At 40.0% G+C, this 20,266-nt stretch carries 20 protein-coding genes, 1 pseudogene and 2 other annotated features; of the genes and pseudogenes, 1 reads left to right on the top strand and 20 read right to left on the bottom strand.

Going from position 1 to position 20,266, the window contains the following annotated elements:
• Positions 1-156 precede the first annotated feature (156 nt).
• The 17 genes and pseudogenes from rpmA to JOD45_RS04550 form a co-directional block, all read right to left on the bottom strand.
• Positions 157-447 (bottom strand): 50S ribosomal protein L27, encoded by a 291-nt coding sequence (gene rpmA / locus JOD45_RS04475; protein WP_205002670.1) that lies wholly within the window; start codon positions 445-447, stop codon positions 157-159.
• A gap of 5 nt (positions 448-452) precedes the next feature.
• Positions 453-791, bottom strand: a complete 339-nt coding sequence (locus JOD45_RS04480) for a ribosomal-processing cysteine protease Prp (protein WP_205002671.1) — start codon at positions 789-791, stop codon at positions 453-455.
• 8 nt (positions 792-799) lie between these two features.
• On the bottom strand, positions 800-1,108 hold the full coding sequence (rplU, locus tag JOD45_RS04485; protein WP_205002672.1) for a 50S ribosomal protein L21: 309 nt from the start codon (positions 1,106-1,108) through the stop codon (positions 800-802).
• A 12-nt stretch (positions 1,109-1,120) separates the two neighbouring features.
• Positions 1,121-1,224 (bottom strand) — a sequence feature (ribosomal protein L21 leader region).
• Positions 1,225-1,271: 47 nt separating this feature from the next.
• Positions 1,272-2,453: a ribonuclease E/G gene (locus JOD45_RS04490; RefSeq protein WP_205002673.1), complete on the bottom strand. Its 1,182-nt coding sequence runs from the start codon at positions 2,451-2,453 to the stop codon at positions 1,272-1,274.
• 81 nt (positions 2,454-2,534) lie between these two features.
• Complete coding sequence (locus JOD45_RS04495) at positions 2,535-3,389, bottom strand: M50 family metallopeptidase (protein WP_239549089.1); 855 nt, start codon at positions 3,387-3,389, stop codon at positions 2,535-2,537.
• A gap of 1 nt (position 3,390) precedes the next feature.
• A complete protein-coding gene (locus tag JOD45_RS04500; RefSeq protein ID WP_205002675.1) occupies positions 3,391-4,164 on the bottom strand; it encodes a M23 family metallopeptidase in 774 nt (257 codons plus the stop codon).
• Positions 4,165-4,296: 132 nt separating this feature from the next.
• Positions 4,297-5,094 (bottom strand): septum site-determining protein MinD, encoded by a 798-nt coding sequence (minD, locus tag JOD45_RS04505; protein ID WP_205002676.1) that lies wholly within the window; start codon positions 5,092-5,094, stop codon positions 4,297-4,299.
• Positions 5,095-5,112: 18 nt separating this feature from the next.
• The gene (minC, locus tag JOD45_RS04510; protein ID WP_205002677.1) at positions 5,113-5,793 is read right to left on the bottom strand and encodes a septum site-determining protein MinC; all 681 of its coding nucleotides are present in this window, start codon (positions 5,791-5,793) and stop codon (positions 5,113-5,115) included.
• A gap of 65 nt (positions 5,794-5,858) precedes the next feature.
• Complete coding sequence (mreD, locus tag JOD45_RS04515; protein WP_205002678.1) at positions 5,859-6,377, bottom strand: rod shape-determining protein MreD; 519 nt, start codon at positions 6,375-6,377, stop codon at positions 5,859-5,861.
• 3 nt (positions 6,378-6,380) lie between these two features.
• The gene (gene mreC, locus JOD45_RS04520) at positions 6,381-7,241 is read right to left on the bottom strand and encodes a rod shape-determining protein MreC (protein WP_205002679.1); all 861 of its coding nucleotides are present in this window, start codon (positions 7,239-7,241) and stop codon (positions 6,381-6,383) included.
• An 18-nt stretch (positions 7,242-7,259) separates the two neighbouring features.
• Entirely contained in the window at positions 7,260-8,297 is a 1,038-nt protein-coding gene (locus JOD45_RS04525; protein ID WP_205002680.1) for a rod shape-determining protein, read from the bottom strand.
• 72 nt (positions 8,298-8,369) lie between these two features.
• Entirely contained in the window at positions 8,370-9,059 is a 690-nt protein-coding gene (radC, locus tag JOD45_RS04530; protein WP_205002681.1) for a RadC family protein, read from the bottom strand.
• Positions 9,060-9,521: 462 nt separating this feature from the next.
• The gene (locus tag JOD45_RS04535) at positions 9,522-10,556 is read right to left on the bottom strand and encodes a hypothetical protein (protein ID WP_205002682.1); all 1,035 of its coding nucleotides are present in this window, start codon (positions 10,554-10,556) and stop codon (positions 9,522-9,524) included.
• A 121-nt stretch (positions 10,557-10,677) separates the two neighbouring features.
• A complete protein-coding gene (locus tag JOD45_RS16855) occupies positions 10,678-11,130 on the bottom strand; it encodes a prepilin peptidase (protein WP_338056026.1) in 453 nt (150 codons plus the stop codon).
• A 42-nt stretch (positions 11,131-11,172) separates the two neighbouring features.
• A pseudogene (locus JOD45_RS16860) lies at positions 11,173-11,403 on the bottom strand (prepilin peptidase); the annotation flags it as partial.
• A 155-nt stretch (positions 11,404-11,558) separates the two neighbouring features.
• Entirely contained in the window at positions 11,559-12,890 is a 1,332-nt protein-coding gene (locus JOD45_RS04545; protein ID WP_205002684.1) for a bifunctional folylpolyglutamate synthase/dihydrofolate synthase, read from the bottom strand.
• 91 nt (positions 12,891-12,981) lie between these two features.
• Positions 12,982-15,624, bottom strand: a complete 2,643-nt coding sequence (locus JOD45_RS04550; protein ID WP_205002685.1) for a valine--tRNA ligase — start codon at positions 15,622-15,624, stop codon at positions 12,982-12,984.
• A 47-nt stretch (positions 15,625-15,671) separates the two neighbouring features.
• Positions 15,672-16,086, bottom strand: a binding site (T-box leader).
• 144 nt (positions 16,087-16,230) lie between these two features.
• On the opposite strand from JOD45_RS04550, the gene JOD45_RS04555 reads away from it, so the two are divergent.
• Positions 16,231-16,413, top strand: a complete 183-nt coding sequence (locus tag JOD45_RS04555; protein WP_205002686.1) for a hypothetical protein — start codon at positions 16,231-16,233, stop codon at positions 16,411-16,413.
• Here JOD45_RS04555 and JOD45_RS04560 read toward each other — a convergent pair.
• The 3 genes from JOD45_RS04560 to JOD45_RS16865 are packed head-to-tail and all read right to left on the bottom strand — an operon-like array spanning position 16,376 to position 20,237.
• A complete protein-coding gene (locus tag JOD45_RS04560) occupies positions 16,376-17,422 on the bottom strand; it encodes a protein kinase family protein (protein WP_205002687.1) in 1,047 nt (348 codons plus the stop codon). The two genes, JOD45_RS04555 and JOD45_RS04560, sit on opposite strands and share 38 nt — an antisense overlap.
• Positions 17,419-18,336, bottom strand: coding sequence for a hypothetical protein (locus JOD45_RS04565; protein WP_205002688.1), 918 nt, complete (start codon positions 18,334-18,336; stop codon positions 17,419-17,421). Before JOD45_RS04565 ends, JOD45_RS04560 begins: the two co-directional genes overlap by 4 nt.
• A gap of 44 nt (positions 18,337-18,380) precedes the next feature.
• Positions 18,381-20,237, bottom strand: a complete 1,857-nt coding sequence (locus tag JOD45_RS16865; protein WP_205002689.1) for a LysM peptidoglycan-binding domain-containing protein — start codon at positions 20,235-20,237, stop codon at positions 18,381-18,383.
• Positions 20,238-20,266 lie beyond the last annotated feature (29 nt).

Raw genomic sequence — 20,266 nt, forward strand, 5'->3', positions numbered from 1 at the left:
TGGCCGGCTAATGCTGAAGACAATGAATTGGCCGCTGTGCTGGATATGGCGATTACTGTCAATTTATCGCTTAACGTATAAAATTATTCGTGCTTTATTAGAGAAAAAAAGCAGTGGATATGCTCCACTGCTTTTATTCGTCTTCAATTCATTATATTAAGCTTCTTTAGCTACAGGATAAACACTGACTTGCTTTTTGTTACGGCCGACACGTTCGAATTTAACTACACCGTCAATTTTAGCAAATAGCGTATCATCACCGCCGCGTCCAACGTTAGCACCAGGATATACCTTTGTACCGCGCTGACGGTAAAGAATAGAACCGCCTGTTACAAATTGACCGTCTGCACGTTTGGCGCCTAGACGTTTCGCAATAGAATCACGGCCGTTCTTTGTACTACCTACACCTTTTTTAGAGGCAAAGAATTGAATATCTAGTCTTAGCATTCATGTCACCTCCCATGATCATCAATTTGAATATGTTCACCATATGAAGCTTCAATCGTTCTTAAAGAAACGATCATGCCTTCCAGCAATAATTGAACTTTCTCTTGATGCTCCGGTTGTATGTCCATGGGAACATCACAGCGGAGAAAGCCTCCTTGGTCGCCCTGCTTTACATTAAGCTCCAGACCGGTCAGAGATTGTATGGCATTTAATGAACCAAAAGAAACGGCAGACACGCCTGCACATATAAGATCGTAACCGTGAGGGCCGGCATCCGCATGCCCCTTTATTGTTACAATATGGATGCGTCCCTCTTGGTTACGCCGAACATCTACTTTAATCATAGGAAAACCTATGCATTAATTTTTTCAATAGTTACTTTAGTAAATGGTTGACGATGACCTTGCTTGCGGCGGTAGTTTTTTCTGCGTTTGAATTTAAACACAACAACTTTTTTGCCGCGGCCATGCTCTTCAACTTTTGCAGTAACTGAAGCACCTTCAACAGTCGGCTGTCCAACTTTTACATTGTCGCCGCCAACGAAAAGAACTTTATCGAATGTTACTGTTTCGCCTGGTTCAGCATGCAATTTTTCAATATACAATACTTGACCTTCTTCTACTTTAAGTTGTTTTCCACCAGTTTCAATAATTGCGTACATATTTGCACCTCCCTATTATCTCAGACTCGCCATCATAGGCAGCATATAAGGGATTGTCCTAAGGAACATCCTCTATTATGCATTTAACAACCTATTTTGAGCGGTTGGAGCGGGTGCTCCAAAAAACTAACGTTAAAATCATACCACAGAGAAAAACGTTCTGTCAATTGTTGCGGTATAAATGATCCAGAACAGCCCCTTGCAGCCCATACCAGTTTTTCTTTCGGGACATTTCAACGAGTCCAAGTTTTGTAAAACCTAATACTTGAGTCGTGTCTTTTTCATTGGCAAATCTTACTTTTAGTTTAGCCAATAAAGCTGTTTGATTACGTTCATTTTCCATTTTAACAAAATCGATCATGATAATGCCGCCAATTTGCCGCCACCTTAACTGCCGAGCAATTTCATCAGCCGCCTCCAAATTAACTTGTAAGGCTGTGTCTTCCCAACTTTCAGCTGAAAACCTGCCTGTATTCACGTCGATAGCAGTTAAAGATTCAGTATAATCTATCACGATGTAAGCGCCGGATTTTAAATAAATTTTTCTTTTCAAAGCCTTTTTAAAGGCGCTCTCAATCCCATAGAGTTCAAATAGATTATCGCTTGGCTTTAGAGTTATTTTGATTTTCCCATTTATCCTTTTCAAAGCTGGCTCATTTAATTTCTTATTTATAATGATTTCGTCGACACCAATAGCTGTGTTTTCACCTACTATACGTTGGACAAAATAATCATATGTATATAAAGGAAAACTTCGTCTGCCGGATTCATCCGCCTCCTGCAATAACCTCCCCCATAAATCTTTTAGTTTGAAAAACTGCGCTTCAAGTTCATTTAACGAAAGATTCCGGGCATTGGTTCTTATAATTGCACCTTCTTGGCCGGAACACCATTCGGACACTTGATGGCGCAATTTTTCTTTTAAAGGTCCCGTTATTTGCTTTGATACGGCAATATAACCGCTGTAAGGCAAATACACGATATAATCATTTGACAGTTGGATATATTGCGTTAATTTGGCTCCTTTTCGTTTCGTTTGTTCCCTTACTACTTGAACAATCAGTCTGTCGCCTTTTTGAATGTGTTTGGACAGCGGCATACAAGGGGAAGATTCATTGCCAAATGACAGCGTGTCTTGTTTGTGAAGAAAGCCATGTTTGCTATTCCCAAAATCAACAAATACGCCTTGAAGGCCGTCATTTACTTTGCTTACACTGCCGATATATATATCACCGATTGCAGGGAGATTGTCTCTTCTTGAAATATAGAAAGTGACGACTTCTTTATCATCAACTAAAGCAGCACGTTCAGCGTGCTGCTGGGTATCAATAATTAATTTTGCCATTTAATGGGGCCTCCCGAGCGGTTGTCCTTTCTGAAACTGTTCTTATTGTATTAGATAAAAAGTGCTTCAGTCAAACGGCTCCTAGCAGACTTCGAAAAATTCGCCTATCCTGCGGCGTGCATAATTGCCGCTGAAATAAAGGTTTAACAGTTCACCTTCATCGATCACCCGTTGTTTATTTTTATTGCGGATAATGATCCGGTGATTAAAGCCCTTATAAAACAAATCCAAAATACTAGATATAGACATATGGGATGAGACGATAATCGGCTTATTGCGGCGACTGTAATCACTTTGATATTCTTCTCTCCAGCGAGACAATAAAAATCTCATAAAAACATACCGCCTTTGCCTCCATTCTTTATAAATGGAAACACCTATAAAACTGGCAACAACCATATAACTGAGTGCGAAAGGATAAAGACATAAAAGTGAAATTGTGAGAATCAAAAGCAGGATAAGTGAAATGATTAAAGAGTAATAGTAGGCTTTCTTAAAAGGAAACCTTTTCATTAACAGGATATAAAGAAGCTTTCCGCCATCCAAGGGCCATACAGGCAACAAATTAAACAACAAAATCATTAAATTGTAAGTGATAAACAAATGATGATGGGCATCGCTCCAAAAATTTGCAGAAGCGAGCATACGTGATGCAAATGGAAGCCATAAATGCTGTATTGGACCTGCAATAGTCACAAACAATTCTTCCTTGAGAGGACGATTGGCATGATTCTCCACCTTTGCAACACCGCCGAAGGGAAGCAATTCAATGGCCGTTATTTGCCAGCCTGCCAACATAGCTGCAACGGCATGGCCGCATTCGTGAATAAAGACAATTACAAAAACGATGACAACTTCCCAAAAATGACCTGTGACTAATCCGGCAGCCAGTACAAACCAAAAAACCGGGTGGATTTTGAACTTCGGCAAATACATATTATTCAAACGATATCACCTGGATAGGATCAATGAAATGGTTGCCTTCTTTTAAAGCAAAATAGAAGGTTCCCTTTTGATTATGATCACCCTTGGAAACCGTCCCAACTTTTTGCCCTCTCTTAACGAAGTCATATGTCTTTACATTAACATTGTCTAATTTTCCATACCAGGATTCGCTGCCGTCTTTATGTTGAATAATGACTGTTTCACCTGTTTTATCCTTCTTGCCTACAAATACAACAAAGCCATCTTTAACCGCCTTAACTTGGGAATTTGCAGATGTCTTGACTAATACCCCTTTACTCGCCGCCGAAAATTTTTTGGTTACTTGACCGCTGACTGGTTCAGCATAAGCCATTTTCCCGGACTTGCTTTGATCCTTGTGCTGTTTGGACTGATCCATAAAAGGCAATAATGCGAGCGGCTTTCCAAAGGTATCCTCGTACCATCCTGATACTTCTGCAAATTTGAAGTCATCATTCATAGCTTTCGACACGCCATCCTTAATCGTTGCCAGATGGCCGTTAGATTGCTTGTAGACGATGCCTGTGCCTAACACTAGACAGCCAGCAATCAAACATTTGATGATAAAGGTTTGAATACGAAATAAAGGATGCCATTCGTTTTGGCCGTTGTCTGTTTGAAAACCGCTATATTCTGAAAAATGATCTGGAGATTTGTGGTTGGATTGAAAGGCTGCATGTTTCTTCGGCCGCTCATATGATTTTTTTCTATCCTTATGTCTTTTTCTGATTTCATCAATCCGTTTCATCGATTACCCTTCCTTTAACCGTCTTTGATAAAAAATTTATGTTGGCTGCGGACAAGTTATGACTATAGGTTAAAGGTTGGTATAGGACATAAAAAAACGGCTGGGGAAATTCTCCCCAGCCTGATTCAAAAATTACCGCATCCCCAAAAGTTTTTTTACCCTTTGGAAAAATCCGGGTTTATCGTCTAAAGCCATTAAAGGCACCGATTCTCCCAAGATGCGCCGGCCGATATTTCGATAAGCGATAGAAGCTTTTGAAGAAGGATTCAGAGCAATCGGCTCCCCTTTATTTGTTGCAGAAATGACCGCTTCATCATCCATAACAATGCCGAGCAAATCAATAGCAAGCACATTCATAATTTCATCAATTTCCAACATATCGCCATTTTTCATCATATGATTGCGAATTCGGTTAATAATTAAACGAGGTGACGATAAATTTTCATCTTGCTCTAGCAAACCAATAATTCGATCAGCATCTCTAACCGAAGAAATCTCTGGAGTTGTGACAACAATTGCTTTATCCGCCCCGGCAACAGCATTCTTATATCCTTGTTCAATCCCTGCCGGACAGTCAATAATTATGTAGTCATACTCCCGCTTTAAATCATCAATGATTTTCTTCATTTGTTCAGGGGTAATAGCAGACTTATCCCTGGTTTGGGCAGCTGGAAGCAGAGTTAAACAGTCGAAGCGCTTGTCCTTAATAAGCGCTTGATTAAGTTTGCAGCGTCCGTCAGCTACATCAACAAGATCATAGATGATCCGGTTTTCTAAGCCCATGACAACATCAAGGTTTCGAAGCCCAATATCAGTATCAACCAGGCATACTTTTTTACCTTGAAGAGCAAGCACAGTACCAATATTGGCAGATGTTGTTGTTTTGCCGACGCCGCCTTTTCCGGAAGTTATAACAATGGCTTCCCCCATTTGTCAACACCTCTCTCATCATGTCAACCTTGCTAGTTGCTTGTTCCTTTTAAACAATGACTGGATGCGGTCTATGGCGATTTGTTTAACTGTTGGATCGACAAAAGCACATTCCATTGTATTTTGACCGTTTTTACTGTCATTTGAATTGTCCGGTGAACGGCTGATGACTTCACCAATTCGTAATTGAGTCGGCTTCATCAAAGATGCAGCGATCACAGCATCGTGATTGCCATTCTTTCCAGCGTGGGCGATGCCCCGCAATGACCCCATAACATATATGCTTCCTGTAGCTATCACGCGGGCACCAGGATTGACATCGCCTATTAAAAGCAGATCTCCCTCTATTTCCAAAACTTGACCTGAACGAACAATTGTGGTTTTCGAAGTCAGCTGGGTCTGTTTTAACAGATTCTCACATTCTTCTTTTGAAAGAACGTGAGAATTGAATTCATCGACGTATAATTTCTTTTTGGAGCGGATAATATCCGTTATTTCATCCTTTTGTTCTTTCGTTAAATAACGAAATCCCGCTTCAACCCTAACTGGAATTAGAGGGCCTTCATGATCTCTAGTATCAACTAATAACTTTTCTTTCAGTTCCAAAATGAGGCTATCATATGAACATTTATCATTTAAGGAAAGAACGAGGCCATCTTTCCTTCCTCTGATTGTGACTAAAGGCTGCATATTAGACATAGGATCGCGTTCACCTCAACATAGATATATTCAACATCCTATGATTGGAATCCTTTTTTTGCGGCCTATTCTTCTATCGTTTCTTCTCTCATTCTTTCTAAAAAACGCCGCAGCGGATAAAAGGCGATAATGGTAAATACGCCATTTAAAACAGCAGTCGGCGGCAACCTATACTCAAGAAAATGAACAAATGGGATATTTGTTAAACCAACAATAGAATAGATGCCGTAAACTTCCAATTCTAAAAGACAGACGCCGATCATACTTATAATAAACACAACAAAAAGATTCATGTGAAAAATCTTAGTTAAATAAGACAAGAGATAAGCTGTAAAAGCAATACAAAACGCGTATACTCCCCAAACATTTGTGTAAATAATATCAATGAGAAAACCAAAGACTGCCCCGTATTTTACTGCCGTTCCTTGATTTAGAAAAAAAGCAACCAGCATAACGGCAGCAAAAACAAAATGCGGGATGATCATTAGGTGATAACCAAACCATTCAGGGGAAAAAACGGTCATGACCGTCCCTTGAATGAGAAAAAGAACAAAGAGGATAAGAAATAATTTTACATGCTTCAAGACTTATCCCCCTTTGACGGTTGTCGCATGACGTTCAACAACAATGACATTCGTTAAATCATTTATTTTGGCAGACGGTGTAACTTCAACGTTCTTTGTTAAACCGTATTGATCAGTTTTAACATCTTTAACCTTTCCTATAACAAGTCCCCTAGGAAAGACACCGCCAAGTCCCGATGTAACAACCGTTTGACCTTTTTTAATTTTGGACTTAACCGGCACTTTATTAAATGAAAGCACATTTTTCTTAGGATCATAGCCTTCAATCATACCGTATATATTTTGCTTCTTGTCTTGTATCATACTTGCAATTTGATTATCATTGCTAGAATCTGTAACTAGCATGACATTACTAGTAAACTGGCTAACTTTAGTCACTTTGCCGACGAAACCATCAGGCGTTATGACAGCCATGCCTGATTTAATGCCGTCTTGGGCACCCTTATTAATCGTTATCATTTGATTCCAATTATCGTAGGAACGCGCGATAACTAATGCAGGATGTTTTGTATAATCATGTAAACTCGGGTCGTTGAGCAGATGAAGCTCTTTTTTGAGCTCATGGTTTTCTTGTTTTACTTGTTGGTTTTCTTGAACAACAGACGCATAGTTATCAAGATTTGCCTTAAGCGCCCGGTTTTCCTTATAAGTATTTTCTATGTCTTCAATTGTCTCGAAGAAACCCGCCACATACTGAGCGGGTCTATTGAATATTTGTTGAAACCATCCAACCGTATCATGCACGAATTCTTCGGCCCAAGTCATTTTTGTTTGCTGTTTAATTGAAAAACCAATTAATGCAACGAGTACAATGATGCTTGCTAAGAGTACAATAAGTTTTTTATTTGAGAAAAAAGGGGACATTTAAGACACCCACTTACCTTACTTTGATCGTGAACGTGAAGTAATGCCTGCTTTGGACTTGAATAGATGTAAATTTTCAAGTGCACGTCCTGTTCCGATAGCAACGCAATCCATTGGATTTTCAGCTACTATAACAGGCATTTTTGTTTCTTCGCTGATCACATGGTCTAAATGGCGCAGCAAAGCACCGCCGCCAGTAAGTACGATACCGCGATCCATAATATCAGCGGCGAGTTCAGGAGGCGTTTTTTCCAATGTGACCTTAACAGCTTCAATAATTGCCGCAACTGTATCACTCAGCGCATCAGCTATCTCTTCTGCTGTTACATCAATCGTCTTCGGCAGACCGGTTAATAGGTCTCTCCCGCGTATTTCCATGCTGTCAATATCCTCAGGCTTGCCTGCAGAACCAATTTGCAGTTTCAGGGCTTCAGCAGTTCTTTCACCAATCATGAGGTTATAGGTCTTCTTAATATACTGAATCACGGCGTCATCCATCTCATCACCAGCTACTCGTATCGATTGGCTGGTAACGATGCCGCCAAGCGAAATGATCGCTACTTCAGTTGTGCCGCCGCCGATGTCCACGACCATGCTGCCAGTCGGTTCCCATACTGGCAAATCAGCACCAATCGCTGCCGCAAACGGCTCCTCAATGGTATAAGCCTCTTTTGCGCCCGCTTGCTTTGTTGCATCTTCTACCGCGCGCTTCTCAACAGCAGTAATGCCTGATGGCACACATACCATGACATTAGGTTTGCGTGTAAAAACCGACCGTGTCTTTTGTGCTTGATTAATAAAATATTTCATCATCGTTGCAGTGGTTTCGAAGTCGGCAATCACACCGTCTTTCATTGGACGTACAGCCACAATATTTCCTGGAGTTCTGCCAATCATATTCTTAGCTGAATTACCAACAGCTTCAATTGTGTCTGTATCTGTTCGCAATGCTACTACTGAGGGTTCCCTCACAATAACACCTTTTCCCTTAACGTAAACGAGCGTATTCGCCGTTCCTAGGTCGATTCCCATATCTCTAGAAAATCCGCCAAACATCTATGTAATCTCCCTTCATGATGCAAAACTCATAAATTAAATTATAACTTAATTATCATGAAAAAAATAGTGTTAAACAATACCTTTTTCTTTCAAACTTATAAAAATTTGATCACCAATAATAATATGGTCCAAAACATCAATCCCCAACAGCATCCCGCACTCTACCAACCGCTTGGTAATCTCAATATCTTCCCGGCTGGGCGTCGGATCTCCGCTTGGATGATTGTGAAAACAAATGATTGAAGCTGCCGATCGCCGCAGAGCTTCTTTAAACACCTCTCGCGGATGAACAATCGAAGCATTAAGGCTTCCAATAAAAATTGTTTTTCGATAAAGGACTTGATTCTTAGTATTTAGATATAGACAGACAAAATGCTCTTGTGATAAAAAACGCATTTCATCCATCACGTACTTGGCGCCATCTTCAGGTGAGCGTATCACGTAGCGCTCTTCGTTTTTCAATTGACTGACGCGTCTTCCCAATTCCATCGCGGCAATCAATTGAACGGCCTTTGTTTTTCCTATTCCTTTTACATTTTCCAGTTCTTCAATGCTTGCCTCCTTTAACAAACTGAGCCCCTCAAATTGATGAAGCAGGCGGTGGGACAATTGAAGAACCGATTCATCTTTCGTACCAGTCCTTAAAATAATGGCCAGCAGTTCTTGATTGGACAGGACATGGACTCCTTCCTTAATTAAACGTTCCCTGGGACGCTCTTCTTTCGGCACATCACGGATCATTAAAGATTCTTCCAACATTATTCCTCCTAATACATTTGTTCCGTGACTGACTAGGATGCTTTTCAAGCATACTTCCCCGCACAACAAACCAGTCCTCATATAAGGATGTTCAAAAAGTTGGAGAATTTCGTCGCAATATCCGCGGATGCAAACCGGCAGCTTTCCTTCTTTTCGAACATGCGCTTATAACATTTGAACGCGAGCATTCTATTATAACCGCCATTTAAGCTACATTCGAGCCGGTGAATTTAAATTTGAAAAGAGCGTTCATAAAAAAAGGAAGGATTGAGTCAGTATTAAGCTGATAGATAAAGAGGTTTAAAGAGGATGTATGATTGATAATTTAAATGTATCATAACGTTGATCCCCTGTCATTAAAAAATCTTGCCAAATTCCTTGCCAATCCTAATAAAGAGGTTTCGTCAAAGGATGACTTTTTATGACAAGACAAAAATAAAAAACTCGCCAAAAAGGCGAGTTTTATGACAATAATTCTTTATAGGCCAGCATTGCCGTAAGCAAATGCTGCTGTATATAGCTGCCTGTCTTTTTATCGAGCTTGTCTTTATGTTTCTCAAGGTATTGGACGCTTTTCGAAATTTCTTGTGAAAACGTGTGAACTTGGCTCTGGTTATTTCTTGGCACCGAGGCTCCAGCCGCGTTTTCAGCCTTTTGAAATTCACCTTCTATTTCTTTTATTTTCATCATATCTTTATCTTTGATTGAACCGCCTTCATTCAGAATCATTTGTCCGCTTACCGGAATCATCGATAGCATTAAATCATTTCCTAATTTCATAAAATTATACATATTCTGATTAATCGCTTTCTGTTTGCTTTCAGCCGTCCATTCTTTGGTATAAACACTTATCCCTTGTTCCTTAAAATAATCTTTCATATGATCAACAGCTGTTTGGCTTGTTTGCACGCCAATAAAAATATAATTATTGCCGCTTTTTTCCACAACTGCCGGCACGCCTTGCTTTTGAAAAGCTTTAACAAATGTATCTGCTTGACGCTTATCAGAATATACACCGGCTTGTATGACATATAAATGAAGGTTAAGATTTTTCGCGGGGAGCGTAGAGCCATTCTGCTTCAGCGATTGTCCGGCAGTTTCTTGTTTTGAAACTGATGAAACAGCATGATTTTTGCCATGCCCGGAAAAAGCTAATAGAAGGGTAAAGCCTAACCCCATGCCTACGATTATTGCCGCCAATAACGGAACCCAAATATGCTTAATTAAAATGAGAAGGGGGATGCGCTCATTATTCTCTTTAGCCTTGCGTTTCTTTTTTAATTTTGAAGGAAGACTTTCATGGGCAACAGCGGATTGTTCATGCGTCTTGATAGATTTAAGTTTTTGCTTTTCTTCATTGGCAAATGCTTTTCGCCAATTAAGACTTTTATCTGAATCAGCGGACGCAGTTTCCGCCTTAGTCAATTCTTCAAGCGTTCGCTCCTTGCCATTAAATTTAACGATAATGTCCGGTTCTTTTTTCGCTTTCTTCTCCAATGGCAGCCACTCCTTCCTTAAAAGATGCGTTATATCGAAGAATAGCATACATCGTCAAAAAAAAGACAAGACTTTTGTCGCCCTGTCCTAATTTCTTTTCGTCATTTTTCTTAAAAACCGGTTATAAAACGAAAGAGGCATACCATGCTATCAACTGATCGCCAAAAAAGAATCCGATAAGCGTTCCCAGCGCAATGAACGGCCCGAACGGAATAGGCCGGCCTTTCTTTATACATCCCGTAAATTGCCCGATGCCGCCAACTGCCGTTCCCAGAATCGTTGATAATAACAATGCCAGCAACACTGTTTCTAATCCTAATAAATACCCTAATACGGCAAATAATTTAATATCCCCTCCTCCGATGCCTCCTCTGGAAAAATAACTGATAAAAAGTAACAGGAAGAAAACAGCGGCGCTGCCCGCAATCGATTGCCACCAAGGAAATATTGGGTACGCTATTCTATAAATTATAAAAAGAATAAAAAAAACGATGAGGACCTTATCCGGAATCATCATCCCTGCCACATCTGAGACAAAAATAATAAGCAGAAGGGAGATTAAGAGCCATCCCATAAGAATGGAGGACATTGAGGGCTCAAAAGCGAAGGCAAATACAAACAATAAAGCGCATGATATTTCGACAAGGGGATATATCAAGGAAATGCTCTTTCCGCAGCCGCGGCATTTCCCGCGCAAAAAAAGGTAAGAAAAAACAGGGATCATTTCATATAAAGGAAGCCGGCGCCGACACCCCGGACAATGTGAAGGAGGAGATATGATTGACTGGCCTTTCGTCAAGCGAAAGCCTACAACATTATAAAAAGAACCAAGCACTAGCCCGACCATAAAAATATAAAAGTAAATAAGTATTCAACTCACATCCTTTTAAGAATTAAATACATTTTACTAAATGATTAAATATTTTGGAATAGTATCTATTAAAAACAAGTTAGGATAAACGAGATCCTAACTTGCCGATCATATTATTTAATTGCTGAGCATTAACGCTTCTCGTCCGAAAAGCGCCATTGAAGTTCATTAGAGAGGAAGCTTTGCCGTACTTCAGAAATAAAATAGAGAGAACCCATAACAATAATGACATCATTTTCACTTGCTTCGCTCAGCATCTCAGTCAAGGCTATCTTCCAGTTATCCGCCATCGCCTTATGAGGATGATTGGATAGACTATATAGTTCATTCGCTTCAGCTGATTTTGGAAAGTCGAATGTTGTGAAAGTCATGCTGTCAGCTGTCTTTCCAATTTCTTCAACCATTACTGAATTATTTTTATCCTTCAGTGAAGCATAAAGGACTTTAATGGATCTTCCTTGATAATATCGCCTAATGGTCTCTGCCAGAGCATGGACACCTTCCGGATTATGAGCGCCGTCCAATACAACTAGCGGATCTTTTGAGAGCATTTCAAAACGCCCCGGCCATTGTGTTTCTTTAATGCCTTCAATGACATGCTCTTCTTCAACATGCAGGGCAAAGTAGGTTTTCAAATAATCGACCGTCATTAACGCAACCGCTGCGTTGGTTAACTGATGGGTCCCTCTCATTTTAGTTGTTAAATGTGAATAATGGCTGAATCTCGATTTGAAGTCAAAACACTCTTCATTATCGCGGGCACCGCAGTCTGTAACATGAAATGACTGACCGTATATATAGAGCTTGGCATGTTTTCTTTCCGCTGTTTCTTTAATAACTTCGAGAGCATCCGGATGATCTGCCGCCGTTATTACAGCTGTACCGGATTTTATGATGCCTGCCTTTTCCCGAGCAATTTCCTTAATGGTGTTGCCAAGATATTGCATGTGATCCATACCGACATTTGTAATGATTGAAGCTAATGGCGCTATGACATTCGTTGAATCTAATCTGCCGCCGAGACCTACCTCAAAAATCACAAGATCGCAATAATGAATTTTGGCAAAATAAACAATCCCAATAAGAGTGACGACTTCAAACTCAGTCGGCGTACCGAGATCAGTATTTTCCAATTCTTTGACATAAGGATAAATGATATTGGCAGCTTTAATCAGATCTTCATCACTGATCCCTTTGCCATTAACGGAAATCCGCTCATTAAAGTTTGTGATATAGGGAGATGTAAATGTCCCGACTTCAAATCCGGCTTTTTGGTAAATATTCCTTAGAAAACTAACTGTTGAACCTTTACCGTTTGTTCCGCCGACATGGATCGTACGAAGAGAGCGTTCCGGATGATTGAGTTTCTCCAACACCCATTCCATTCTCATCGTACCGGGCTTAATCCCATGAGGAAGCAATTGATGAATCCATTGCATTGTTTCTTCTATCGTTTTAAACATTAGTACTACCTCCATTAGAAAGGATGACGGATGATGTCCGCCACCCTTATTTGAAAATGTCCTTTAATATTTAATCAGAAGGTAAGGTTTCTTATTGCTTAAGTTCTCTGATTCTCTCTTCAACTTTCCTTCGCTTTTCTAAGTAATCTTTTTCTTTTTCCTTTTCCTCATCAACGATATGCTTTGGCGCTTTATTGACAAAGCCTTGGTTGCTTAGTTTCTTTTGAACTCTTTCAACTTCAAAATTAAGCTTTTCGAGTTCTTTTTCCAAGCGGTTAATTTCTTCGTCGATGTTGATTAAGCCTTCAAGCGGCAAGTAAATTTCAGCGCCTGTTACAATGGCTGATACTGATTTTTCAGGAGCTTTAAGTTCTGTTTGGATATCCAGTGTTTCAGGGTTGCAGAACTTTTCCAGGTAAGCCTTATTTTTAATAAGGCTTTCTTTTTCTTTATCTGACGCGGCTTTAATTTGAATATGGATCGGCTTGCTCGGCGCCACATTCATTTCTGCGCGAATATTACGGACAGAACGAATAATGTTTTGCAATAATGTCATGTCTTGTACGGCCGATTCTGAATGCCATTCTTTATTAACCGCCGGCCACTCGGAAAGTACAATCGTTTCTCCCTCATGCGGCAGATACTGCCAAATTTCTTCAGTTATAAACGGCATAATCGGATGAAGGAGTTTTAATATTTTATCTAATACATAAGTTAATACTGACTTTGTTGTTTGTTTGGCTTTTTCATCATCACCGTAAAGAGGCAATTTAGCCATTTCGATATACCAGTCACAGAAGTCGTCCCAAATAAATGAATACAGGTAACGCCCGGCTTCTCCAAAATCATAGGCTTCAAAGAGATCTGTGACTTTTTCAATGGTTTGGTTCAATCTGGTTAAAATCCATTGATCGCTGACTGACTTTTCTCCTGAAAGATCAATGTCTTCCGCTTTAAATCCTTCAAGATTCATGATTGTAAAGCGCGAAGCATTCCATATTTTGTTTGCAAAGTTCCAATTAGCCTCAACCTTCTCCCACTGGAACCTTAAGTCTTGGCCAGGTGTTGTTCCAGTCGCCAATGTATAACGGAGGGCATCGGCACCGTATTTATCAATAACGTCCATTGGATCAATGCCATTGCCAAGCGACTTGCTCATTTTCCGCCCCTCGGCGTCTCGAACCAGACCATGCAGAAGTACATCATCAAACGGTTTTCCGCCTGTAAATTCAATGGATTGAAAAATCATTCTGGCAACCCAGAAAAAGATAATATCATATCCCGTTACAAGCGTATTGGTTGGAAAATAGCGTTTGAAATCCGGGTTTTCTTCATCCGGCCAGCCCATTGTGGAGAACGGCCACAATGCTGAACTGAACCATGTGTCAAGAACATCCTCATCTTGCTTCCACTCTTCCGGATTTTCAGGTTCATTTATATCGACATAGACCTCGCCGGTTTCTTTATGATACCACGCCGGAATCCTGTGACCCCACCATAGTTGTCTTGAAATGCACCAATCGCGGATATTTTCCATCCAATGTAAATAAGTATTTTCAAAGCGTTCCGGAACAAATCTTACTTTATCATTCTGCTTTTGAAGCGCGACCGCTCTTTCTGCGAGGGGCTTCATTTTAACAAACCATTGTGTTGACAAGTATGGTTCAACAACAGCGCCGCTTCGTTCTGAATGACCAACGGAATGGGTATGTGCTTCAATCCGGTCTAAAACGCCTTCAGCTTCCAAGTCTTTAATAATTTGTTTGCGGCATTCGAAGCGGTCGAGACCTTGATATTTGCCAGCTTGCTGATTCATTTGACCCGATTCGTCCATGACAAGGATGCGCTTAAGATTATGGCGATTGCCAATTTCAAAGTCATTTGGATCATGCGCCGGCGTAATTTTGACCGCACCGGAACCAAAGCTCATATCCACATATTCATCGGCAACAATCGGAATTTCTCTGCCAACTATCGGAAGAACAGCTGTTTTTCCAATCATATCCTGATAGCGTTCGTCATCAGGATGAACGGCAATGCCTGAATCACCTAACATTGTTTCCGGTCTCGTCGTCGCGATTTCAATAGTCCCTGAGCCATCAGCCAGCGGGTACTTTAAATGATAAAGATGGCCTTCTACTTCCTTATAAATGACCTCAATATCTGATAATGCTGTTTTCGTTGCCGGATCCCAGTTAATAATATATTCGCCGCGGTAGATAAGGCCTTTTTCGTAAAGTTTAACAAACACTTTCTTGACTGCGTGAGACAAGCCTTCATCAAGTGTAAAACGCTCGCGGGAATAATCCAGAGACAGACCTAATTTTGCCCACTGTTTACGAATAAATTCTGCATATTCTTCTTTCCATTTCCATGCGGTTTCCAAAAACTTTTCGCGGCCAAGGTCGTATCTTGAAGTTCCTTCTTCTCTTAGTTTGGCTTCCACCTTAGCTTGCGTTGCAATGCCTGCATGGTCCATCCCCGGAAGGTATAGCGCGTCATAGCCTTGCATCCGCTTGAATCGAATTAATAAATCTTGCATTGTTGTATCCCAAGCGTGCCCCAAATGCAGCTTTCCGGTTACATTCGGCGGCGGGATAACGATAGAATACGGCGGTTTGGATGTGTCTGTCCCCGCTTTAAAATAACCATTTTTCTTCCAAGTTTCATACCATTTTTCTTCCGTTTGGCTTGGATCATATTTAGTTGCCATTTCAAGATTTGTATCAGACATTTTTTCTCCTCCTTAACACGCAACTCATAAAAAAGAGCTTTCTTGCCTTAAAGGACGAAGAAAGCTCCGCGGTACCACCTTCATTTATATAGAACAAATTCTATACACGCTTAACCTAGGATAACGGTTGTTTAAACCGGCTTTTTCTACTAAGCTGAAGTTCAAAAAGAACCGAAAAACAACTGCCGGATTTCTTAGTCAGTCTTTCTTGTCTTCGAGACTGCCGTTCCTCGGCTTCCGACTCATGGAGTGTGCCGTACCGGTGTTGTCAAATAGCCAGTCACGGTTCTCCTTTTTGAACACACGCTAAGCCTTTCAAAAAAGCGGCTCAAGGGCGACCTTCCATGCCATCTGCTAAAGAAGCCTCTCAGCTAATGGCTTCTCTCTCTTATCAAATATGTTTAAAAATGAACATATTCTTTTAGCATTCGAACATGTACTCTTCCCTATCTCAGCCTATTATGATGACAAATCTATTTTAATTAAAAATATGCATATTCGTCAACAGATGTTCTTATTTTATCCCTGTTAAATGCTCCTTATTCGTCACAAGAGTAGGTATTTTTCATAAACTGAATTAAGAAAACTTATAAAGGAGGATGGCATATGTTTAACCGTTTTAATATGCCGCCTTGGCTAAGAAGAATTCGGGACGGATTTGAGGTTCTTGTTCTTCCGCTTGTTTGTTTTCAATTGTTAAGAACCATTTTCTTTCCATCGGCAGTTGATGTCATTATACTTATTTTGCTTATTAGCTTTTATGTTTGTTTTCTGAAGGACTGGATTTAGTTTGATCTGTTTCATCATTTTGGCTTAAAGCTTGATCTAAATGATATATGCCTTCAATTGCGGATAAAGCTTTGGACCATCGTTCAATCATTGCCATGTCGCTGGAACGGGGTGCGGTGTTTTCGCTGTAGCCGGCAAGCATTTTATAAAAAATATCCGTATCATGAATAAGACTCTTTAATAATAGCTTTTCCTGCCTCGGCAAAGGACATATTGCTTGATAGCGCTGAATTAAGTTTTTGTATTGTTCGTCATCCAGCCTGAGATCCTCGCCAGCGCTTTTAAATAAATAGACTAAATCAACAGCTGGGCTGTCTAAATATGCATGTTCCAGACTGATTAAATAATTTTGTTCATCAGCCGTCAGCAAATGTTCCGGCGACAGCCGATGGTGGCATAAAACAATAGCGGCTTCTTCGTTCTCGGCATTCCCCTGAAACCATTGATCCAATACATTTCTCATCTGCTCATGTTCCCGCATTAATAGCGCAAAAGTAGTAAGATAAAATTGTTCGAATGGCGATGGGTACGTCCTATGTTCGGCAAAATCGGCAAAACGTTCAAAAAACGCTTTCCTTTTTTGCCAGACATCCAACATTTGTTTGTAAAAAATATTAGTCTCTTCTTTATTCCTCTTAACGGTCCTTTTCGTCCCGCTATGCATGAAGGCTGCCGCGTCAATCAGCCGCTCATATTTGGCATATACGTCTTTTGCGGTCTCATTAATCCATGGCATTAAATAATAACATTTGCTCTCATTATTAATGATCAGTCCGCCATATTTATTAGGCAAAAGCGGAAGAGCATTAATAGAAAGGCCGGCGATTGCCTGGCGGGCTGCGAGAAACGTTCGCTGCTGTGATTCAGACATTGGTGTGCCTTTTAAAGCAAAACTCCCCCGATGTGTTTCTATTTTTAATACAGAACCCTTTCTTTCCATATGAACGGGTTGAAAATCATAATGAAATAATATGCGATATAATTCATTTTCGTCGGCAGTTGTCGTCATAAAACATACCCCTGTTCCTTTAAAAATTGATAGAATACTGCTGTGGTCCGGCTTGTCATCTCCCATTCATTTGCGAACTGCCTGTATAAAACCTGTATCTCCTGACGCTGATATCTAATAGCGTCAAACATTCTCAGCCATTCATCCGGATAGTAAAAAGCCGCAAGCAATTGATTGGCGTGCCGGTTTAACGGCGATACTTCATCCACCGTTTCTATTAAGCTGATTAAACTGTTTTGATTCGTCATCGCCAGCCAATGATTGAAAAAATCACAAAATGATCGATAACCTAATATAGGCGCTGCTTGGCGAATCTCCCAAAATAATTTGCCGGACAGCCATCTGCCTTTTTCAAGCGGCAATAGTTCTGTCGTTAATGGTATATATGCCGGCTTCGTTTCACGGACAAGAGACTTCATTATCTCGATACGTTCCCAAACTTTCGGAATACAATGTTTTATCGCTTGAAACTCGCCAGCATTCATTTGCGGCTCCATGGCATTCATATACTCGAAAGTATCCAAGGTGCGATTAAGCTTATCTTTTAACAGAGATAGACAGCGAGCTTCCGGCACTAAACTTCTGTTCAGCATCGCACCTATGAATTGACCCCAACATCTTTCATTACCTTCAAGTTCAGCTCTTTTTTCTAATACATCGTGGCATGTCAGAAACCCGCCGTCTTCGAATGGAATAAAAAGCTGACCGGATTTTGTCACCAGCATCCGGTCAACATAAAAGGCGTCACAATTTAACCTGTGCCGCCAATTAATATGCCATCGCAAGGTATTGACATCATTCCAGAAATATACCTTCCTCTTTCCAAGATCAGTCTCAATGATTTGCTTATGATCACGAGACCATTCCGCATATTGAAAATAATAATTTGATTTTATTAAAGAGAGGATATCCATAATGGTATATGGTCCCTTCTGATATCATTTTTGAACAAGATCTTTTATCGTTTCTTTGGAATCGGAATATATAAGACTTGCCCTTCGTCTATAAAATCGGACTCTAAATTGTTTTTCCTTAAAATGCTTGTCACCGGCACCTTATAGCGTTCTGAAATGGATTCAATGGAATCCCCGCTTTGTACAATGCACATTTTTACTTTAGAAAATTGTTCTTCTTCATTAGTTAGCATGCTTGTGAGGTAAAAGGCATTTTCTTCCCGTTTATTTAACTTTTTCTTTGGTTCGTTTTCAGCTTCTTCGTTAATATTTTCCTCATTCTCTTCTTTTTCGTGATCCTCTTTCTTATTTTCTTTATACTTTTGTTTATTTTCTTTTTTCATTGCCTTTTTCCCAATTTTCGCTAACTTTTTGTTGTCTTTCTCCTCATTTTCTTCCTCTTTAATATTTTCCCCGCCTTTAACATTCACTTCCTTATTAACATTTTCTTCATCGTTTATTTTTTTGTTCATTTTCTTATTCAGCTTTTGATTTATTTTATCTATTTTTTTATTTTCGTCCTTATTTTCTTTGTTTTCTTTAGGCACTACTTTAATCTTTTTCTCAAACAGCCGTCCGCCTTCATCTTCATCGTTTTCATCTTTGGCGTTATTTACGCGGGAAAGTGATATTTCGTCTGAGATTTCTTCCTTCGGCTGATCTTCTTCCTCGTATTCTTCATCATATTTTTCTTCCTCATATTCTTCCTGATCGCTTATTTCTTCCTCTTGCCTCTCTTCATACACCGGGTCCTCAGTCGTTTCTTTTGTGTCATTTTCATAAGGATCAATAGAATATTTTATTTGTTCTTTCTGCCCTTGTTCCTCAGTCCTTTCTTGATTGTCATCAATCTGATGATTTTGTTTTCTTGCGGCGATATTGTCTGGCTTCTCAGCCGACTCTTCCTCTTCTGACGCATCATCGTCTTTTATAGAAGTTTCTTCATGCCTTTGGACTTCATATTGCTCTTGCTGCTCCTCGCCATCATATTGATTTTTTGAATGAATATCAGATTCACCCTTATTTTTTTCTGTTATTTGATCGATATTTGGAAAAATAGGCCTTAAAGGAAGTATATCGTCGTCTTGGGTTCTTTCATCTCTTGATTCTTCTCTTTCTTTATTTTCTTGATTTGACGAAGGAAACATATTAAACGATGATAAATGACTCTTGTCCTCTTTAAAAGATGGCGCGTCTTGACGTTCCTCGTCTCGTCTCTTCATTTCAACTTGAGGACCTTCCTGCTGCTGAGGTTCATCATCAGTATCCCTTGTGGCTTCAAACTGAAAATCTTGTTGAAATGGTATTTCATTTTCTTCAGACTGAAATTGATTAAATTCAGAAAACGGTGATTGATGATTAAAATACGAACCTTCATTTTCGGCGTTATCACTTTCATTATCATTTTCATAGGTTGATGGCTGCGCCATTTCATCAATGATGCCTGTAATAGAAATATCTGCTTCTAATTGTATGCAATGATGACTTGGCATACTGTAATCAAAGGTCTCAATCATCACGAATACATCTTCAAGATCTTGAATCCGCTCGGCGGGAATAGTGATATCAACAGGAAATTGATGCTCGATCAAAGCCGTTCCGGCGTCGGTTTCGGTCATTTCATCAATCGTCCGAATAGAAAGCTGGCCGGACTGCGGCGGCAATTCAGCATCATTTTCTGCCGGCTTATATTCGCCTGTAAGTCTTAAACCTCCTTTAATGCAGATATAACTTCTATTTTCTTCTATCGTGATGTCTGGTTCTAAGGCCATGGAGAGAATCTCTTGAGCAGCTTCTCCGTCCTTCAACCAAATCGTCTCGTTAATTGAGAACTGCAGGCTTTTAGAAGAAGATTGGGACACATTTCTCACCCTTTCAAGGTTTTCATTAT

This window comes from Scopulibacillus daqui, assembly GCF_016908855.1.
GTDB classification, from domain to species: Bacteria; Bacillota; Bacilli; order Bacillales; family Sporolactobacillaceae; genus Scopulibacillus_A; species Scopulibacillus_A daqui.

What these genes read in the sequence shown, in the direction of transcription:
- rpmA (WP_205002670.1), bottom strand. Translation starts at nt 447, where the DNA reads ATGCTAAGACTAGATATTCAATTCTTTGCCTCTAAAAAAGGTGTAGGT.
- JOD45_RS04480 (WP_205002671.1), bottom strand. Translation starts at nt 791, where the DNA reads ATGATTAAAGTAGATGTTCGGCGTAACCAAGAGGGACGCATCCATATT.
- rplU (WP_205002672.1), bottom strand. Translation starts at nt 1,108, where the DNA reads ATGTACGCAATTATTGAAACTGGTGGAAAACAACTTAAAGTAGAAGAA.
- JOD45_RS04490 (WP_205002673.1), bottom strand. Translation starts at nt 2,453, where the DNA reads ATGGCAAAATTAATTATTGATACCCAGCAGCACGCTGAACGTGCTGCT.
- JOD45_RS04495 (WP_239549089.1), bottom strand. Translation starts at nt 3,389, where the DNA reads ATGTATTTGCCGAAGTTCAAAATCCACCCGGTTTTTTGGTTTGTACTG.
- JOD45_RS04500 (WP_205002675.1), bottom strand. Translation starts at nt 4,164, where the DNA reads ATGAAACGGATTGATGAAATCAGAAAAAGACATAAGGATAGAAAAAAA.
- minD (WP_205002676.1), bottom strand. Translation starts at nt 5,094, where the DNA reads ATGGGGGAAGCCATTGTTATAACTTCCGGAAAAGGCGGCGTCGGCAAA.
- minC (WP_205002677.1), bottom strand. Translation starts at nt 5,793, where the DNA reads ATGTCTAATATGCAGCCTTTAGTCACAATCAGAGGAAGGAAAGATGGC.
- mreC (WP_205002679.1), bottom strand. Translation starts at nt 7,241, where the DNA reads ATGTCCCCTTTTTTCTCAAATAAAAAACTTATTGTACTCTTAGCAAGC.
- JOD45_RS04525 (WP_205002680.1), bottom strand. Translation starts at nt 8,297, where the DNA reads ATGTTTGGCGGATTTTCTAGAGATATGGGAATCGACCTAGGAACGGCG.
- radC (WP_205002681.1), bottom strand. Translation starts at nt 9,059, where the DNA reads ATGTTGGAAGAATCTTTAATGATCCGTGATGTGCCGAAAGAAGAGCGT.
- JOD45_RS16855 (WP_338056026.1), bottom strand. Translation starts at nt 11,130, where the DNA reads ATGGGATGGCTCTTAATCTCCCTTCTGCTTATTATTTTTGTCTCAGAT.
- JOD45_RS04545 (WP_205002684.1), bottom strand. Translation starts at nt 12,890, where the DNA reads ATGTTTAAAACGATAGAAGAAACAATGCAATGGATTCATCAATTGCTT.
- JOD45_RS04550 (WP_205002685.1), bottom strand. Translation starts at nt 15,624, where the DNA reads ATGTCTGATACAAATCTTGAAATGGCAACTAAATATGATCCAAGCCAA.
- JOD45_RS04555 (WP_205002686.1), top strand. Translation starts at nt 16,231, where the DNA reads ATGTTTAACCGTTTTAATATGCCGCCTTGGCTAAGAAGAATTCGGGAC.
- JOD45_RS04560 (WP_205002687.1), bottom strand. Translation starts at nt 17,422, where the DNA reads ATGACGACAACTGCCGACGAAAATGAATTATATCGCATATTATTTCAT.
- JOD45_RS04565 (WP_205002688.1), bottom strand. Translation starts at nt 18,336, where the DNA reads ATGGATATCCTCTCTTTAATAAAATCAAATTATTATTTTCAATATGCG.